This is a genomic window from Streptomyces sp. NPDC104581 (assembly GCF_055583685.1).
In genome coordinates, this window is the sequence record NZ_JBVJNN010000001.1 from 42,896 (window position 1) to 60,863 (window position 17,968).

The following is a 17,968-nucleotide window of genomic DNA, read 5'->3' on the forward strand; positions in this document are numbered from 1 at the left end:
ATCTGACGATCGGTCGGCCGCCCTGCCGCGACCCCTGGCGTTCCCGGATGAGCGCGTCCGCGTCCCACGGGCGGGCGGGGCGTGAAACCGTACGGGCATGAGCACCTTCGTACCGCCTCCGGCCACCGCCGCATGGGCGCACGAGCACGCGCGGCAGGGCTTCGAGGTCGCCTACTTCCGGCGCTCGGGCGAGGTGCGGCGCGATCAGCTCGCACCGCACGGGGAGGACTGGCTGCATGTCGTCGGGTGCACGACCGCCGTCGAGGACGGCCGGACGTGGACGGTGGACTACGACATCACCCTGGACGCCGGCTGGGTGACGCGCCGGGCCGTCGTCGCCTGCCGGTCCGGGGCCGGCACCCGCTCGACCGTGCTCCAGTCCGACGGCTCGGGCCGCTGGCGGGTGGACGGGGCGCCGGCGCCGTATCTGGACGGGTGCCTCGACGTCGATCTGGAGTCGTCGGCCATGACCAACGCCTTTCCCGTGCACCGCTTCCGGCTGCCGGTCGGGACACCGACGGCGGCGCCGGCCGCGTACGTACGCGCCCTCGACCTGTCGGTCGAGCGGCTCGACCAGGAATACCGGCGCACCGCCGACGAGGGGTCGCGGCAGTGCTACGAGTACGCGGCCCCGGTCTTCGGCTTCCGCTGCCGGCTGGTCTATGACGAGGCGGGCCTGGTGCTCTCGTACCCGGGGATCGCCACCCGCGCGGCATAGGGCGGGGGCGCGGGCGGACGGCGGTGGGCGTGAGCCGGGTCCGGGGCTAGGATCGCCGAACGATTCCCGGCAAACCCCGCGAACGAATCCATCGATACCGGGAGAGCATCATTGTTCACCCTCGTCCAGCTCACCAATTTCGTCGCCGTCGCCGAGGAGCTGCACTTCGGGCGGGCCGCCGAGCGGCTCCGGATGACGCAGCCGCCGCTCAGCCGTCAGATCCAGCTCCTTGAGGCGACGCTGCGGGTGCGCCTCTTCGACCGCACCAACCGTTCCGTACGGCTGACGCCCGCGGGCCGCGCGTTCCTGCACGAGGCCCGCCGCATCCTGCGCCAGACGGAACAGGCCACGATCGCGGTACGCCAGGTGTCCACCGGTGAGGCGGGCACGATCGCCATCGGCTTCACCGCCGCGAGCGCGTACTCCTTCCTCGGCACGGTCCTCGACACCGCCCGCGCGGTGATGCCCGGTGTCGAGATCGTCCTGCGCGAGATGGTCACCGGGGACCAGCTCGACGCGCTGACCGAGTCCAGTCTCGATCTGGGGCTGGTACGGCCGCCGGTGAGCAGCCGGGAACTGAGCTCCAGGCCCGCGGCGCGGGAACGGCTCGTGGCCGCGCTGCCCGCCGGCCATCCGCTCGCCGAGGGGGAGGGCGCGCTCGACATCGCCGCGTTCGACCGGCAGGACGTGCTGATGTACTCGACCAAGGAGTCCCGCTACTTCCACGAGCTGCTGATCAGTGTCTTCCGGGCCGCGGGCATCGCCCCCGCCTTCAGCCAGTATCTGAGCCAGGTCCACAGCATCCTCGCCCTGGTGAACGGCGGCTGGGGCATCGCGCTGGTGCCGGAGGCCGCCACCCAACTGCGTTACGCGGGCGTGGTCTTCAGGGACGTGGACCTGGCGGCGCCGGCACCGGTCGAGCTGTCGCTCACGTGGCGCACCGGCAACGACAATCCGGCGCTGCACGCGCTGCTCCGGCATCTCGAAGTCCCCGGGCCGGACGTGTGAGTGTCCGGGCCGGACGTCCGATTCAATTTCGGTATCACAGCATACGAAACAAGTGTTTGACCCGTATGCGTGCGCGTCCTAGCTTCCTCGGTAGCGAGAGCCGTATCCCGCACCGATCCCGGAAGGACTCCCCTTGAGCGCCCCCGCACCCGGTGCCCGCCCGCCGCAGATCGTCTCCGTCCGCGTCGTACCCGTCGCCGGCCAGGACAGCATGCTGCTCAATCTCAGTGGCGCGCACGCTCCCCACTTCACCCGCAATCTGGTCGTCCTCACGGACTCCGAGGGACGTACCGGCGTCGGTGAGGTGCCGGGCGGTGAGGGCATCCGGACGACGCTGGAGGAGTCGCGCGACCTGGTCGTGGGGCAGTCGGTCGGCGACCACCACGCCGTACTGCGCGCGGTGCGCGAGCGCTTCGGCGACCGGGACACGGCGGGGCGCGGCACCCAGACCTTCGATCTGCGGGTCACGGTGCACGCGGTCACCGCCCTCGAATCCGCGCTGCTGGACCTGCTCGGCCAGCACCTCGGGCTGCCCCTGAGCGCGCTGCTGGGCGAGGGGCGGCAGCGCGCCGGGGTGCCGGTGCTCGGTTATCTCTTCTACGTCGGCGACCGGGGGCGTACCGACCTGGCGTACCGCGACGGGAGTGCCGAGCGGGACGACTGGCTGAGGCTGCGCGACGAGGAGGCGCTGACCCCGGAGGCGATCGTCCGGCTCGCCGAGGCGGCCCAACAGCGTTACGGCTTCCAGGACTTCAAGCTCAAGGGCGGTGTGCTGCCGGGGCGGGAGGAGGCGGCGGCCGTCCGGGCGCTGGCCGCGCGATTCCCGGAGGCGCGGATCACCCTGGACCCGAACGGTGCCTGGCCGCTCACCGAAGCCGTCGCGCTGGGCCGGGAGTTGCGGGACGTCCTGGCGTACGCGGAGGACCCGTGCGGCGCGGAGGGCGGCTACTCGGGCCGGGAGACCATGGCCGAATTCCGCCGCGCGACCGGACTGCGTACCGCGACGAACATGATCGCCACCGACTGGCGGCAGCTCGGTCACGCCGTACGCGCCGACGCGGTCGACATCCCGCTGGCGGACCCGCACTTCTGGACGATGAACGGTTCGGTGCGGGTCGCGCAGCTCTGCGAGTCGTGGGGGCTGACCTGGGGGTCGCACTCCAACAACCACTTCGATGTCTCACTGGCGATGTTCACGCATGTCGCGGCAGCCGCGCCGGGCGAGATCACGGCGATCGACACCCACTGGATCTGGCAGGACGGCCAGCGGCTCACCGTAGAGCCGTTCGAGATCAAGGACGGCGTGCTGGATGTGCCGCAGCGGCCGGGGCTGGGCGTCGAACTCGACATGGAACGGGTGGAGGCGGCGCACGAGCTGTACCGGAGCCTGGGGCTGGGGGCCCGCGACGACGCGGCGGCGATGCGGTATCTGGTGCCGGACTGGGAGTTCGACAACAAGCGCCCGGCGCTCGTACGCGACACCGGTCGCCGCCGCCCGCGGTAGCCCCACGGCCCGCCCGGAAGGAGGCGGCGCGGCCGAGGGACCTGGTGAGGCCGTGGGACCCAGTGCCTGTCCTTTTGGTCAGGCCCTAGTAGAGGGACAGGCCGTAGACCGACAGCCACTCGACGACCGGCTGGTAGTAGGTGACGCCGCCCGACGAGCAGTTTCCGGACGAGGCGACGATGATGCCGAGCGCCGTGGTTCCGGAGTACGCGGGCCCGCCCACGTCTCCGGGCTCGGAGCAGATGTTGGACCTGAAGAGTCCGCTCACCGAGCCCTGGGGGTAGTTGACCGTGAGGTTCACGCCGGTGACGGTGCCGCAGCGGACGCCGGTCGTCCGGCCGACGTGGCAGAGGGACTGACCGACCGTCGGGTTCGCGGCGCCGGTGATGTCCTGGTTGCTGCCGCCGCCGAGTGCGACCTCACCGGGGAAGGCCACCGTACTGCTGTTGACGTAGCGAATGAGGGCGTAGTCGTTGCCCGGGAAGCTCGATCCGGCGGTGGTGCCGACGAACACGGTCAGGGCAGCGTCCGCAAACCAGTTGGAGGTGCCCTGTGCGCAGCGCCCGGACACCAGTCCGAAATAGGTGGCGCTGCTGCGGGCGTTGAAGCCGACGGTGCAGCGGGTGCCACTGCTGCTGTAGATGACATTGCCGCCGCGTACTTCGACGGCCTTGGCGTTCGGAGCTGTTGAGGTGGCGGCGGCCGGCTCCTGCGCGTACGCCGTCGAACCGGTGGCGGCGGACCAGCCGAGCAGCAGGGTCAGCGTGGCGACGGCGGACACGGCTGTGCGGAGCGTTCTTCGGAACGGTCTCTCGATGCGGTACGGACTCATGTTCCCTCCCCGATTACCCAGGCATGACAAGTCATGGGCCTGCCATTCTGGAGGGGCGGGGCGGGATGCGTCAGTCCGAATGACGCCATTCGGCCGGACCCGGTCAAGCGGGTAACCGGACTCGGCCAGCGGGTAGTCGGACTCGGCCAATCTCATGGCCGAACGCGGCCACGGCTTCCGCCGCACCGCTCACCCTCCGGTGCCCCGGGCAGCGGCCTCCAGCTCCAGCAGGACGGACTTGGCCGCGGGACCGCCCGCGTACCCCCCGAGCGTTCCGTCGCTGCGCAGCACCCGGTGGCAGGGGACGACGACGGGGATCGGGTTGGTGGCGCAGGCCGTGCCGACCGCGCGGACCGCCTTCGGGTTCCCGACCAGACGCGCGACCTCCGCGTAGCTCTGCGTGCGTCCGTAGGCGATCTCCGGGAGGTGCCGCTGCACCAGCTGCCGGAAGCCGCGGGACAGCGACAGGTCGAGGGGGAGGCCGAACGTCCTGCGCGCGCCGGCGAAGTACTGGTCGAGTTCGCGGGCGACGTCGTCGAGGCGTTCGGGGGCGCGCAGCACGCGGGGGCTCAGTGTCGTGGCGAGGGCGTCGAGGACCTCGTCGTGGTCCTGGTTGTGGAAGGCCACACGGACGAGGCCCTTCTCGGTCGCGGCGAGCAGCAGGCGGCCGACGGGGCTGTCGACGACGGTGTACGCGACGTCGAGCAGACCGTCGCGGCCTGCCGCTTCCTCCAGCCTGGTGTGCAGCCGGGCCAGGGTTCCGGGGTCCGCGGCGGCGCGGGCGAGGAGGGGGGAGAGGTCCGGGTCACCGGTGGTGTCGTGCACGGTGTCGCTCCTTTCGGCTTCGCGTTCTGTCGGGCTCGGGCTGCCGGCGGGCGCCGCCGGTCCCGGCGTCGGCGCCCGTGCCCGAGGCCGTGTCGGTGTCGGCGCCCGTGCCCGAGGCCGTGTCGGTGTCGGTGCCGGTGTCCGGGTGGGGGGCCGCGTCCGTGGGCGTGGCCCGGTCCGGTTCGGCGAGGGTGGCTCTCAGGGCCCTGATGCCGTCGGAGGCGGCACGCCGTGCGGCCTCCGGGGTGCCGCCGACGATCTCCGCGACCTCCCGGTAGGGCACTCCGGCGAAGTGGTGGTAAGCCACCGCCTGCCGCTGTTTCGCGGGCAGTGCCCCGACGGCCCGCCACAGGTCGTGGTCGGTCCCGCCCGGCAATCCGACGGTCGACGGCCGCTCGGGCAGGTCCGCCAGCGGGACCGCGCGCCGCCGACCGGCGCGGGTCAGGTCGATGGCCTTGCGGTGGGCGATGGTCACGAGCCACGCCTCCACGTCGGCGCCCTCCGGCAGGTCCGGGTAGGCGCGCAGCGCCGCGAGGAACGTCTCCGACCACGCGTCGTCCGCGTCGTGGACTCCGACCACCGCCCGGCACACGCGGAGCACGGTGTCCGCGTGCTCCTCGACCACCCGCTCGAAAGGCTGCTTCATGTCCATCATTCTGTAGACGTCCGGGCCCTCCGGAACGTGAGGTCGCAGTCGGCGCGACGCCCGGCGTCCGGCGTGGGGGTGAGCCGCGCCCGCAAGAGCCTGGCCGCCTTCACGGGTGGAGCACCGGCCCCGGCGCGGTGTGCCGGGGTGGTTCTCGGCTGCGCTCCGTCGCCAAACTTTTGTCTCTCCGTGGACATTGAGTGTTGGAACGCTGCGAAAGATGGTTTCCAGAAGCGCTCCCACCACCCCTTTCACGGCGCTGAACTGGCGAAACCGAAACTCGGAGGTCATCGGGCCCTTGCACGGGGAATTTCTCACGCTGCGTAGCCATAAGGCCGGAACCGGACACCCATCGAGAAAGTTATTGTGATCTGGAGCACAGCATCGGACGGCGACACGGGTCGAACGTTCCAGGAGCGTGTCGGGTCGATATCAACGACATGATCCACGGATGACGCACATGAAAAACGCCTCCCAACCCTCCGCCTGCCGGAATCCGGCGGACGACAAAGTCGCACAGACATTCGAAAAATGGGGATGGTGACTCTCTGCGATCGGTTGACTCTGGGGAAGCGCGGCCACTTAACTGCCAATCCCCACAACTGCCCCCCGCAACTGGAGAGTTCATGCGGACTCCAGGACCTTCCTGGTCCAACGACTTTTCCCTGCCGCATTCGGTCATCGTGATCAACCCTCTTCAACGGCCGTCCCCACGACTGACAGCCACGGCCGCGGCGGCCGGCGCCATCGGCGTCCTCGAACTCCCTGTCGAGGACCCCCGCGAGACGGTCGACCTGCTCGACCGCACCTGTCGCTGGTCGTCCGCGCCGTTCGGCGTCCGCGTACGGGAGGGCTGTTCCGCGACCGCCGCCGAGCTGCCCGAACTCGTGGACACGGTGCTGCTCGCCGACCCCGCGCGGTCACCCGCCGAGTTCGCCGGCCGCCGCGTGCTGGCCGAGGTCACCTCTCTGGCGGAGGCGTTGAGTGCCGCCGAGTCCGGTGCGGCCGGGCTGATCGTGCGCGGCTCGGAGAGCGGCGGACGCGCGGGCGAGCTGAGCACCTTCGTCCTGCTCCAGCAGGTGCTCGCCGAACCGGCTCTGGATCTGCCCGTCTGGGCCTGCGGCGGCATCGGCCCGCACACCGCGGCGGCGACCGTCGCCGGCGGCGCGGCCGGTGTCGTACTCGACACCCAGCTCGCGCTGTTCGACGAGGCGGGGCTGCCGACCGAACTCGCCGGCGTGCTGGCCGGGCTCGACGGCTCGGAGACCGTGCTCCACCACGGGACGCGCGTACTGCGCCGCCGTGGCCCCGGCGTCCCCGAACTCCCCTCGGACAAGGCCGAGTTCGCCGCCCGGATCGGTACGGACGATCTCCGTACCCAGTTCGTCCCCCTCGGCCAGGACGCGTTCCTCGCGGCCTCCTTCGCCGGACGCTGGTCCACGGTGGCCGAGGCGGTTCGCGGTATCGCGTCCGCCATGGCGGACGCCTTCGCCGACGACGCGCCGGCCGCCGCGCTGGCCGCCGGTTCGGCCGGGGCGCGCGCACTCGGCACCCGGCTGCCCATCGCCCAGGGCCCGATGACGCGCGTCAGCGACGAGCCCGCCTTCGCGGCGGCGGTCGCGGCCGACGGCGCTCTGCCGTTCCTCGCGCTGGCCCTGGCCAACGCCGACCGGACCCGCTCGATGCTGCGGCGCACCCGCGACGCGCTCGGCGACGCCAAGTGGGGCGTGGGGATTCTCGGTTTCGCCGACGAGGAGATCAAGGCCGCGCAACTCGACGTCGTACGGGAGTTGCGGCCCACGCACGCGATCGTCGCGGGCGGCAGGCCGGCCCAGGCCGCCGCGCTGGAGGCGGAGGGCATCACCACCTTCCTGCATGTGCCTTCCCCCGGGCTGCTGCGGCAGTTCCTGGCGGCGGGCGCGCGCAGGTTCATCTTCGAGGGCGCCGAGTGCGGCGGCCATGTCGGTCCGCGCAACAGCTTCCCCCTGTGGGAGGCGCAGACCGAGGTCCTGCTCGAATTCCTCGCCGGGGCCGGGTCGGACGCCGGGCACGGTGAGGGGTCGGCAGCCGAGCTGACCGTGCTCTTCGCCGGCGGTATCCACGACGAGCGGTCGGCGGCGATGGCCGCCGCGCTCGCGGCCCCGCTGACGCGGGCCGGTGTCGCGTTCGGCGTACTGATGGGCACGGCCTATCTGTTCACCGAGGAGGCGGTGGGCGGCGGCGCCATCCAGCCGCTCTTCCAGCGGCGGATCCTGGACGCCGAGCGGACCGATCTGCTGGAGACGGCGCCGGGTCACGCCACCCGGTGCGCGCGCAGCGCCATCAGCGAGGACTTCACCGCCCTCAAGGACGAGCTGCGCGCACAGGGCGTGCCCGACCGGGAGATCTGGGAGCGGCTGGAGCGGTTCAACGTCGGCCGGCTGCGGCTCGCCAGCAAGGGCATCGAGCGCGTCGGCGACGAGCTGCTCGCCGTGGACGAGACCCGGCAGGCCGACGAGGGCATGTTCATGGCCGGGGAGGTCGTGGTCCTGCGGGACGCGGTCACCACCGTCGCCGCGCTGCACGACTCGGTGACCTCGGGCGCGGCGGCCCGGCTGCGGGTCAGGGCCGGTGAACTGCGCGGTCCGCTCGGCATCGGCGCGACCGACGAGCAGCCGGCCCCCGAGCCGCTGCGGGTCGCCGTGGTCGGCATGGCGGGCATGTTCCCCGGCGCGCCCGACCTGGCGGACTTCTGGGCCAACATCCTCGCGGGCAAGGACTGTGTCACCGAGGTACCGGCCCAGCGCTGGGACCAGGAGCGCTACTACGCGCCCGACGGCGACGGCGAGCGCACCCCCTCACGCTGGGGCGGCTTCCTGCCGGAGATCCCGTTCGACCCGCTGCGCTACGGCATTCCGCCGGCCTCTCTCGCCGCTGTCGAACCGGTTCAGCTCCTCGCGCTGGAGGCCGCGCGGCGCGCGCTCGCCGACGCGGGGTACGACGCGAAGGGCACCGACCACGCCCGTACGTCCGTGGTGTTCGGCGCCGAGGCGGGCAGTGACCTGTCCAACGCGACGACGCTGCGTACGGTGCTGCCCGGCTACATCGGTGAGATCCCGCCCGCGCTCGACGAGCAACTGCCGCGGCTCACCGAGGACTCCTTCCCCGGGATGCTCGCCAACGTCATCGCGGGACGCGTCGCCAACCGGCTCGACCTCGGCGGTGCCAACTACACCGTCGACGCCGCGTGCGCCTCCTCGCTCACGGCCGTGGACGTCGCCTGCAAGGAACTCGTCGCGGGCACCAGCGACATGGTGCTGTGCGGCGGCGCCGACCTGCACAACGGCATCAACGACTATCTGCTGTTCTCCTCCGTCCACGCGCTCTCCCCCACCGGTCGCTCGGCCACCTTCGACGCCGCCGCCGACGGGATCGCGCTCGGCGAGGGCGTCGCGTGCGTGGTGCTGAAGCGTCTCGCGGACGCGGAGCGCGACGGCGACCGCGTGTACGCGGTGATCGACGGGGTGGGCAGCGCCAGCGACGGCCGCGCGCTCGGTCTGACCGCGCCCCGCCCGGAGGGCCAGCACGCCGCCCTGACCCGCGCCTACCGCAACGCCGGTGTCTCGCCGGCCGATGTGGGGCTCGTCGAGGCGCACGGCACCGGCACCGTCGTCGGTGACCGTACCGAACTCGGCACGCTCACCGAGGTGTTCACCGAGGCGGGCGCGGAGGTGGCCGGCTGCGCGATCGGCTCGGTCAAGTCCCAGATCGGGCACACCAAGTGCGCCGCGGGTCTCGCCGGACTGATCAAGGTGACACTGGCGCTGTACCACGGCGTGAAGCCGCCGACCCTGCATCTGAAGGAGCCCAACGCCGCCTGGAAGTCGGAGAGCAGCCCGTTCGTCTTCCACACGAAGGCGACCCCGTGGGCGGCGGAGCCGGCGGACCGCGTCGCGGGAGTCAGCGCCTTCGGATTCGGCGGCACCAACTTCCACGCCGTTCTACGCGCGTACACCCAGGCGCCACCCGCGCACTCGCTGGACACCTGGCCGGCCGAACTCTTCACGTTCCGGGGCCAGGACGCCGAGGCCGCCCGGCGGTCCGTCCGGGCCCTTCAGGACCTCCTCGCCAAGGGTGGCAGGTGGCGGCTGCGCGACTACGCGCGTAGCGCCGCACAGCGGAGCGACCGGGCCGCGGTGCGTGGTGAGCGTGTATGGATCGCGGTGGTGGCGGACAGCCTCACCGAGCTGCCCGGACTGCTGCGCCGCGCCGCCGAGGGCGAGCACGCGCCCGAGGCGGGGATCCACGCGGCCGAGTCCGCCGAAACCGCCGGGACGGACCGGGCGGACGGCACCGGCGACGGGAAGCTGGCCTTCCTGTTCCCCGGTCAGGGCAGCCAGCGTCCGGGCATGCTCGCCGAACTCTTCGTCGCCTTCCCCGAGTTGCAGCGCCACCTTCAGCTCGGCGCGCGCTGGGCCGGCGTACTCCACCCGCCGACCGCGTTCGGCGAGGAGGGCAAGGCGGACCAGCTGGCCCGTATCACCGACACGGCCGTCGCCCAGCCCGCGCTGGGCGTGGTCGAACTCGCCGCCGCCGAGCTGCTCGCCTCCGTCGGCGTACGGCCGGCCATGGCGGCGGGGCACAGCTACGGCGAACTGGTCGCCCTCGGGGTGGCCGGTGCGCTCTCCCCGCGGGACGTCATCACGGCGAGCGCCGAGCGCGCCGAGGCGATCCTGTCCCGGACGGCGGGCGGTGACCCCGGCACGATGGCCGCCGTCACGGCGTCGCCCGAGCAGGTGGACGAGGTGCTGCGGCTGGCCGGGCTCGCCGGTGAGGTGGTGGCCGCGAACCGTAACTCGCCCACCCAGACCGTCATTTCGGGGCCGACCGAGCAGGTGGCCGCGGCGGTCGCACGCCTGCGGGACGCCGGACACTCCGTCAAACCGCTCCAGGTGGCGTGCGCCTTCCACAGTCCGCTGCTGGCCGGCGCGGGCGACGCCTTCGCCGAGCGGCTCGGCGAACTGACCGTCTATCCGCCCGCGTTCGACGTGTGGGCCAACCGCACGGCCGAGCCCTATCCGGCGGACCCCGCCGGGGTGCGGGCGGGACTCGCCGCCCAGATCGGCTCGCCGGTCAGGTTCGCCGAGCAGATCGAGGCCATGTACGAGGCCGGTGCCCGGGTCTTCGCCGAGGTCGGTCCCGGCCGGGTGCTCAGCAGGCTGGTCTCGGCCGTACTCGGTGACCGTCCCCACCGCACGGTTCCGCTCGACGGCGGGCGGGGCGGCGGACTGTCCGGCTTCCTCACCGCCCTGGCCCAACTCGCCGTGAGCGGGGCCGATGTCCGCACCGGCAGGCTCTTCCGGGGCCGGGACGCGGTCGATCCGGAGACGGCCGTCGCCGAGCGGGCTCCCGGCTGGACCGTGGACGGTCAGCTCGTCCGTCTCGCCGACGGCACCATTCCCCCCCACGCCCTGCACCCCGCCCGACCCGTTACGGAGCTGATCGTGCCGGAGAACCACTCCCCCCACGCCCCCCACAGCGCGCCGGACGCCCTCATCGCCGAGTTCCTGCGCACCAGCCGCGATCTGGTCGCCGCCCAGCGCGACGTCCTGATGACCTACCTCGGTGGTCCGGGCGCACCGGCCGCGGTCTCCGCCCCTCCCGCCGTCACCTGGCAGCCCGCGGCCGTCGCCGCACCGGCCGCACAGCCGGTCCTCACACTGCCCGCCGCCGTGTCCCCCACCGCGGCGGCGGGCCCCACCACGGCGAACGGCACCGGGCCGGCTCCCGAGACCGTCGCGGCGGCCGAGACCGCCTCGTCGCCGACGGACCCGGAGTCGGTGCTCGCCGCCGTACTGACCGTGGTGGCGGACCGCACCGGCTACCCGGTCGAGATGATCGAGCCCGAGCTCGATCTGGAGGCGGACCTGAGCGTCGACTCCATCAAGCGCGCCGAGATCGCGGGTGAACTGGCCGTACGCCTCGGCCTGCCCGTCGACGCGAGCGGCGAGCTGGACGGGCTCAGCACCGCGCGCACCGCGGCCGGCATCACCGGTCTGCTCGTCGAGCGGCTCACCGGTTCCGACGCGCCCGCCGGCGGGGACGCCCCGCCCGTGGTGGAGACGGCCCCGGCGCCGGACGAGGCGGCCGAGGCGGAGATCCTGGCGCCGCAGCGGCTGGAGTTCACCGAGACTCCGCTGGACGAGGTGACCGGCACGATCGCCGCCGGGGCCCGCGTACTGCTCCTCGGCGGCGGCGAGCCGGCGTCCGCGCTGGCCGAGCGGCTGCGCGCCGCCGGTGCCTCGCCGGTGCTCGTACCCGCCGGTGAACTGCCGACGGAGACCGCCGACGCCGTCGTCGTGCTGGACACGCTGGACGCGGCGGAGCCGCCGTTCCCGACGGCTCTCCCGCTGTTCCAGGCGGCGCTCGCGAGCGGGCCCGGCACACTCCTCGCGGTCGAGCGCAGGACCGAGGGCGCGGCCAGCGGTCTGCGCGGATTCTTCCGCAGTGTCGCCCGTGAGTACCCCGACATGAGGACGACCCTCGTCGAGGTGGCGGCGGACGCCACCGCCGACGCGGTGTCCGCCGCCGTCGCCACGGAGCTGGCCGCCACGGACCGGGAACCGGTCGTCCTCAGCGACGGCGCCGCGCGCCGCGCCCTGCGGCTGGCCCCGACCGACCTGGGCGCGCTGGCCGCCACCGGCGCGGGCCCGGCGGGCGAGGGCCGGGCGGAGGCGGAGGCCGCGGGCCTCGACCGGGAGTCGGTCGTCCTGCTGGTCGGCGGCGCACGCGGGATCACCGCGCGCTTCGCCCGCACGATCGCCTCGGCGAGCCGGTGCCGTATCGAACTCATGGGCAGGACCCCGGTGCCCGCTGCGGCCGAGGACCCGGCCACGGCCGGAGCCGCCGACCGTGACGGTCTGCGGGCGGCGTTCCTGGCCACCGGTCTGACCAATCCCGGTGAGGTGGAGCGCCTGGTCGGGGCGGTGCTCGCGGAACGCGAGGTGCGCGCCACCGTCGAGGCCCTGCGGGCGCTCGGGAGCGAGGTGCGCTACCACTGCGTGGACGTGCTGGACACGGAGGTCGTACGGACCACCGTCAAGGACATCTACGCCGAGCACGGCCGGCTCGACGGTCTCGTGTACGCGGCCGGGGTCATCGAGGACAAACTGCTGGCCGAGAAGTCGGCGGAGTCCTTCGGCCGGGTGTTCTCCACGAAGGTCGACGGGGCGCGCGCCGTGCTCGACGCGGTCGACGTACTGCCGCGCGGCCCGCGTTTCGCGGTGCTGTTCGGCAGCATCGCCGCGGCGCTCGGCAACCGCGGCCAGTCCGACTACGCGGCGGCCAACGACGCGCTGGAGGAGCTGGGCCGCCGCTGGTCGACGGACGAGCGGCGCGGTCTGACCGTGCACTGGGGCCCGTGGGCCGCCGCCGAGACCAACGGCGGCATGGTCACCCCGGCGCTGATGCGTAACTACGCCGCACGGGGGATCAAGCTCATCGACCCCGAGGAGGGGCCCCTGAGCCTGCTGCGTGAACTCGCCTGGGGCGCGCCCCAGGTGCACGCGGCCGTCTACACCGCGTCGGGCTGGTGACACCGGTGGACTCCCGCACACCGGTCGCCGTCGTCGGCATGGCCGTGTACTTCCCGGGCGCCAACAACCTGGAGAGTTACTGGCACAACATCGTCAACGGCGTCGACTCGATCACCGAGGTCCCCGAGGGCCGCTGGGACGAGGAGTTCTACGAGCCGGGCGGGCCTCCGCGCAGCGACCGGGTGTACTGCCGCCGGGGCGGATTCGTCGACCAGAGCGCCGAGTTCAACGTGACACGGTTCGGCATCATGCCGACGTCGGTCGCGGGGACGGAGCCGGACCAGCTCATCGCGCTGGACGTGGCCCATCAGTCGATCGCGGACGCGGGGGGCGAGCCGGTGCTGCCGGCGGACCGGCAGCGGGCGGGGATCGTGCTGGGCAGGGGCGGCTATCTGACGCCGGGTCTGGTGCGACTGGACCAGCGGGTGCGGACGACACACCAGTTGGTGCGCACCCTGCGCGAGCTGGCCCCCGAGCTGGACGACGACCGTCTGGAGGAGGTGCGTTCGGCGTTCGCCGGTCAACTGGGCCCGGAGCAGCCGGAGTCGGCGATCGGGCTGGTGCCGAACCTCGCCGCCTCCCGGGTGGCCAACCGGCTCGATCTGCGCGGCCCGGCGTACACGGTCGACGCCGCGTGCGCCTCGTCGCTGGTGGCCGTCGACCACGCCGTACGCGAACTGGCCAGTGGCCGCTGCGACGTGATGCTCGCGGGCGGGGTGCACCACTGCCACGACATCACGCTGTGGAGTGTGTTCAGCCAGCTCGGCGCGCTGTCGCCGAGTGAGCGCATCCGTCCGCTGCACCAGGGCGCGGACGGTGTGCTCATCGGCGAGGGCACGGGCATCGTGGTGCTCAAGCGGCTGGCGGACGCCGAACGTGACGGCGACCGGGTGTACGCGGTGGTCTCCGGTACCGGGGTGGCCAGTGACGGGCGTTCGGCGAGTCTGTTCAATCCCGATCCGGGCGGGCAGGTCCGTGCCGTACGGCAGGCGTGGGACGCGGCGGGTCTCGATCCGCGGGCGGCCGACGCGATCGGTCTGCTGGAGGCGCACGGTACGGCGACACCGGCCGGCGACCGCGCCGAACTGACCACGCTGGCCGAGGTGTTCGGCCCGGCCGTGGGCGCGCGTGCCGCGATCGGTTCGGTCAAGTCGATGATCGGCCACACGATGCCCGCGGCGGGTGTCGCGGGTCTGATCAAGGCGGCGCTCGCGCTCCATCACGGAGTGCTGCCGCCGACGCTGCACTGCGACGAGCCGAATCCCGCCCTGGAGGCGACGAGGTTCGCCCCGCTGGCGCGGTCCGCGCCGTGGGAGGACCCGGGCACGGGCGCGCCGAGGCGCGCGGGTGTGAACGCGTTCGGTTTCGGCGGGATCAACGCGCATGTGGTGCTGGAGCAGGCGGCGCCGGCCGCCTCCGTACCGGGCCCGGCCGGTGGGGGCGTAGCGGTCGGCCGGCGTACGGCGCGGGCGACGGCGACCGTCACCGAGCCGGAGCGGGTGCTGCGGCTGGCGGCTTCCGACCGGGAGTCGCTGGCGGCGCTGCTGGACGCGGACGACTCGGCGGTCCTGGCGGCCGGTCTGGACGAGCGCGACACCGCGGACGGGCCGGTCAGGCTGGGCATCGTCGACCCGACGGCCCGCAGGCTGAAGCTGGCCAGGAAGGCGGTCACCAAGGGCGCGGCCTGGCGCGGGCGAAGCGACGTGTGGTTCAGCCCGCGTCCGCTGCTCGGGCCCGGCGGCGGCACGACGGCTTTCGTCTTCCCCGGTCTCGAAGCGGAGTTCGAGGCCCGGGTGGACTCGCTGGCCGAGCGGTTCGGGCTGACATGGTCGCCGGGGCAGGACGCCAGGGTGGGCGATGTGGGCCGGCACGGCACGGCGGTGTTCCAGCTCGGGCGGCTCCTCGACACGGCGCTGCGCCGGCTGTCGGTGGTGCCGGACTCGGTCGCGGGGCACAGCGTCGGTGAGTGGACGGCGATGGCGTGCGGCGGGATCCACGCCTCCGACGAGGTCGACACGTTCCTCGCGGGGTTCGACCCGGACGCGCTGCGGGTGCCCGGTGCGGCCTTCGCCGTGCTCGGAATGCCGGCCGACCGGGTGCTCGCCGCGCTGGCGGGCCGCGACGACGTCGTGCTGTCGCACGACAACGCGCCGAACCAGTCGATGATCTGTGGTCCGCAGGAGGCGGTCGGCGAACTGGTCCACCGGTTCCGGACCGAGGGCGTGATCGGGCAGGTGCTGCCGTTCCGTTCCGGCTTCCACACCCCGATGCTCGCCCCGTTCCTGGACCCGATCAGGCGGGCCGCCGAGACGTACACGCTGCATCCGCAGTCGACGCCGGTCTGGTCGGCGACGACCGCCGCCCGCTACCCCGGGGACCCGGCGGCGGTACGGGAGTTGTTCGTCCGGCATCTGCTCGAACCGGTGCGGTTCCGGCAGTTGGTCACGGCGATGCACGACGCGGGTCACCGCGCGTTCATCCAGCTCGGCGCCGGTCAGCTCGGCTCGCTGATCGACGACACGCTGGCGGGCAGGGACCGGCTGGTGGTCTCCGCGCACTCCTCGGCGCGCGACGGTCTGGCGCAGCTGCGCCGGGTCGTCACCGCACTGTGGGTGGAGGGCGCGGCTCCGGACGCGGGCCCGCTGCTCGGGACCGGTTCCCCCGCCACCGGGGCGGCGGCTCCGGCGGGCGCGGGGCGCGGACGGCCCGGCGTGCGGCTGGACCTCGGCGGGGCGCTGGTGTCCCTGCCCGAGCAGGCCAGAAAGCTCCTCGCCGACAGCATCGGCCATCCCCCGGCCGCCCGCTCCCTCGGTGACGGCGGCGCGCTGGCACGGCTGGAGGCGCTCGGCCGGGACGGTGCCGGGTTCCCGATCGCCGCGGAGCTGTCGGCGCTGATGAACGACACGGCGGCCGTCGCGGACGAGCTGATCGCGGCACGTCGCGCGGGGCGGGCCGGACTTCCGGCGTGGCCGGCGCCGCCGGCCCCGGCCCCGGCGCCTCCCGCCGTGCCGGCCTCGCTGCGGGTGGACGTCGCCACGATGCCGTACCTGCTGGACCACTGTTTCTTCCGGCAGCGTCCCGGCTGGCCCGACGAGGGCGACCGCTGGCCGATCGTCCCCGCGACCACCGTCATCGGTCATCTGATGGGGATCGCCGAACGCGTCGTGCCGGGCACCCGCGCGGTGGCGGTCCACGACGTGCGCCTGCTGAAGTGGATCGAGGCGATGCCCGCCGCCGACGTGCCGGTGGAGGTGCGGCGACTGGCGGCGGACCGGGTCGAGGTGTCGCTCACCGGCTACTCGCGCGCGGTGGTCGAACTGGCCGCCGCGTACCCCGCGCCGTCCGTGCCATGGCCGGTGGACACCTCCGCCGAACGGGTGCCCGAACTGAAGGCCCGGCAGCTCTACGACGAGCGGTGGATGTTCCACGGACCGCGTTTCCAGGGCGTCAGCGAGCTGTCGGGGGTCGGCGACCGGTGGGTGCGGGGTGTGCTGACCACTCCCGCGGCTCCGGGCGCCCTGCTCGACAACGTCGGCCAGCTGCTCGGTTACTGGATCATGGCGACGCTCACCGAGCGCACGACCGTCTTCCCGGTCCGTATGGAGCGCATCCGTTTCCACGGGCCGCACCCGGGGCCGGGCGAGCGGCTGACCTGCCTGATCCGCATCACCGAGGTCACCGATCTCACGCTCACGGCCGACATGCAGCTGATCGGTCAGGACGGCGCCGTGTGGGCCGAGTTCACGGGCTGGCAGGACCGGCGTTTCGACACGGACGCCAACATCCGTGCGGTGGACCGTTTTCCGGGCGACAACACCCTGTCCACGGAGCGGCCGGGCGGCTGGACGATGGTCCACGAGCGCTGGCCGGATCTCGCGACGCGTGAGCTGATCATGCGCAACATGCTCGGCAGCACCGAGCGGGCCCGTTACGACGAACTTCCGCCGGTGCACCGCCGCCAGTGGCTCCTGGGGCGCATCGCGGCCAAGGACGCGGTGCGCGGGCTGCTGTGGCGGGAGGGCGCGGGCGAGATCTATCCGGCCGAGATCGCCGTACGCAACGACGGGACGGGGCGCCCGGTGGCCGAGGGGGTACACGGCCGTGAGCTGGGCGGACTGACGGTCTCGATCGCGCACCGCCGCGAGACGGGGGTGGCCGTCGCCGCACGCGGGAGCTGTGGCATCGACGTCGAGGAGATCGCGGACCGGCCGCGCGCCACGGTCGAGACCTCGTGCGACACCAGCGAACTGGCCCTGCTCGACGGGCTGGTGGCGCGTGCGCCGGGGAGCGGCGCGCTCTGGTTCACCCGGTTCTGGACCGCGAAGGAAGCCGTCGCGAAGGCGCGCGGCACGGGTCTGCGGGGCCGCCCGGCGGAGTTCCGGGTGGTGTCCGCGGACGAGCGGCGCGTACGTGTGATGGCCGGGGGCCGGCTCTACGAGGTGCGTGTGGAGGAGACAGCCAATCCGCCGGGGCTGCCGGATCGGCGGTACGTCGTCGCCTGGACGACGACCGAGCACAACGAGACAGACCAGACAGGAGATCCGACATGACCACCGAAACGATCGCGGGTACGGCGGCGGCCGTGCAGAGCGACATCATCGCGATGCTGCGGACGATGCTGGAGGAGGACGGTCTCGACGACGCGGAGATCACGCGCGAGACCAGCTTCCACGACGATCTCGAACTGGAGAGCATCGATCTGGTGACCCTGGCCGGTTCGCTGCGCGAGCACTACGGCGACCGGGTCAACCTCGCCCTGTTCATCGCCGATCTGGATCTGGAGGAGATCATCGCGCTCACGGTGGGCGAGCTGATCGACTACGTCGCCGCCTCCCTGCACGCCGACGGGAAGGTCTGATCC

The 17,968-nt window shown here is 73.0% G+C and carries 9 protein-coding genes; 6 read left to right on the forward strand and 3 right to left on the reverse strand.

Features of this window, described 5'->3' with window-relative positions; all coding sequences use genetic code 11:
* The first annotated feature begins 97 nt into the window (after window positions 1-97).
* The 3 genes from ACZ61E_RS00215 (at window position 98) to ACZ61E_RS00225 (ending at window position 3,230) form a co-directional block, all read left to right on the forward strand.
* Window positions 98-718: a putative glycolipid-binding domain-containing protein gene (locus ACZ61E_RS00215; RefSeq protein WP_469696206.1), complete on the forward strand. Its 621-nt coding sequence runs from the start codon at window positions 98-100 to the stop codon at window positions 716-718.
* 111 nt (window positions 719-829) lie between these two features.
* A complete protein-coding gene (locus ACZ61E_RS00220; protein ID WP_469696208.1) occupies window positions 830-1,726 on the forward strand; it encodes a LysR substrate-binding domain-containing protein in 897 nt (298 codons plus the stop codon).
* Window positions 1,727-1,937: 211 nt separating this feature from the next.
* Complete coding sequence (locus ACZ61E_RS00225) at window positions 1,938-3,230, forward strand: enolase C-terminal domain-like protein (RefSeq protein WP_469696628.1); 1,293 nt, start codon at window positions 1,938-1,940, stop codon at window positions 3,228-3,230.
* A gap of 85 nt (window positions 3,231-3,315) precedes the next feature.
* Here ACZ61E_RS00225 and ACZ61E_RS00230 read toward each other — a convergent pair whose 3' ends face one another.
* From ACZ61E_RS00230 to ACZ61E_RS00240, 3 genes are all read right to left on the reverse strand, one after another.
* Window positions 3,316-4,062, reverse strand: coding sequence for a S1 family peptidase (locus tag ACZ61E_RS00230; protein ID WP_469696209.1), 747 nt, complete (start codon window positions 4,060-4,062; stop codon window positions 3,316-3,318).
* Window positions 4,063-4,251: 189 nt separating this feature from the next.
* Complete coding sequence (locus ACZ61E_RS00235; RefSeq protein ID WP_469696211.1) at window positions 4,252-4,887, reverse strand: methylated-DNA--[protein]-cysteine S-methyltransferase; 636 nt, start codon at window positions 4,885-4,887, stop codon at window positions 4,252-4,254.
* Window positions 4,868-5,533 (reverse strand): RNA polymerase sigma factor, encoded by a 666-nt coding sequence (locus ACZ61E_RS00240; protein WP_469696212.1) that lies wholly within the window; start codon window positions 5,531-5,533, stop codon window positions 4,868-4,870. The genes ACZ61E_RS00235 and ACZ61E_RS00240 overlap by 20 nt, the downstream gene beginning before the upstream one ends.
* A gap of 626 nt (window positions 5,534-6,159) precedes the next feature.
* Here ACZ61E_RS00240 and ACZ61E_RS00245 point away from each other — a divergent pair.
* From ACZ61E_RS00245 to ACZ61E_RS00255, 3 genes are read left to right on the forward strand one after another with little or no spacing between them, the layout of a single operon-like run.
* Complete coding sequence (locus ACZ61E_RS00245; RefSeq protein ID WP_469696214.1) at window positions 6,160-13,107, forward strand: SDR family NAD(P)-dependent oxidoreductase; 6,948 nt, start codon at window positions 6,160-6,162, stop codon at window positions 13,105-13,107.
* 5 nt (window positions 13,108-13,112) lie between these two features.
* Window positions 13,113-17,657 carry a beta-ketoacyl synthase N-terminal-like domain-containing protein gene (locus tag ACZ61E_RS00250; protein ID WP_469696215.1) on the forward strand — a complete coding sequence of 1,515 codons (4,545 nt, stop codon included), beginning with the start codon at window positions 13,113-13,115 and terminating at the stop codon, window positions 17,655-17,657.
* Window positions 17,654-17,965: an acyl carrier protein gene (locus tag ACZ61E_RS00255; RefSeq protein WP_469696217.1), complete on the forward strand. Its 312-nt coding sequence runs from the start codon at window positions 17,654-17,656 to the stop codon at window positions 17,963-17,965. The genes ACZ61E_RS00250 and ACZ61E_RS00255 overlap by 4 nt, the downstream gene beginning before the upstream one ends.
* Window positions 17,966-17,968: the final 3 nt, after the last annotated feature.

Coding starts and splice junctions, on each gene's coding strand:
- ACZ61E_RS00215 (WP_469696206.1), top strand. CDS start 98: ATGAGCACCTTCGTACCGCCTCCGGCCACCGCCGCATGGGCGCACGAG.
- ACZ61E_RS00225 (WP_469696628.1), top strand. CDS start 1,938: ATGCTGCTCAATCTCAGTGGCGCGCACGCTCCCCACTTCACCCGCAAT.
- ACZ61E_RS00230 (WP_469696209.1), bottom strand. CDS start 4,062: ATGAGTCCGTACCGCATCGAGAGACCGTTCCGAAGAACGCTCCGCACA.
- ACZ61E_RS00240 (WP_469696212.1), bottom strand. CDS start 5,533: ATGAAGCAGCCTTTCGAGCGGGTGGTCGAGGAGCACGCGGACACCGTG.
- ACZ61E_RS00245 (WP_469696214.1), top strand. CDS start 6,160: ATGCGGACTCCAGGACCTTCCTGGTCCAACGACTTTTCCCTGCCGCAT.
- ACZ61E_RS00255 (WP_469696217.1), top strand. CDS start 17,654: ATGACCACCGAAACGATCGCGGGTACGGCGGCGGCCGTGCAGAGCGAC.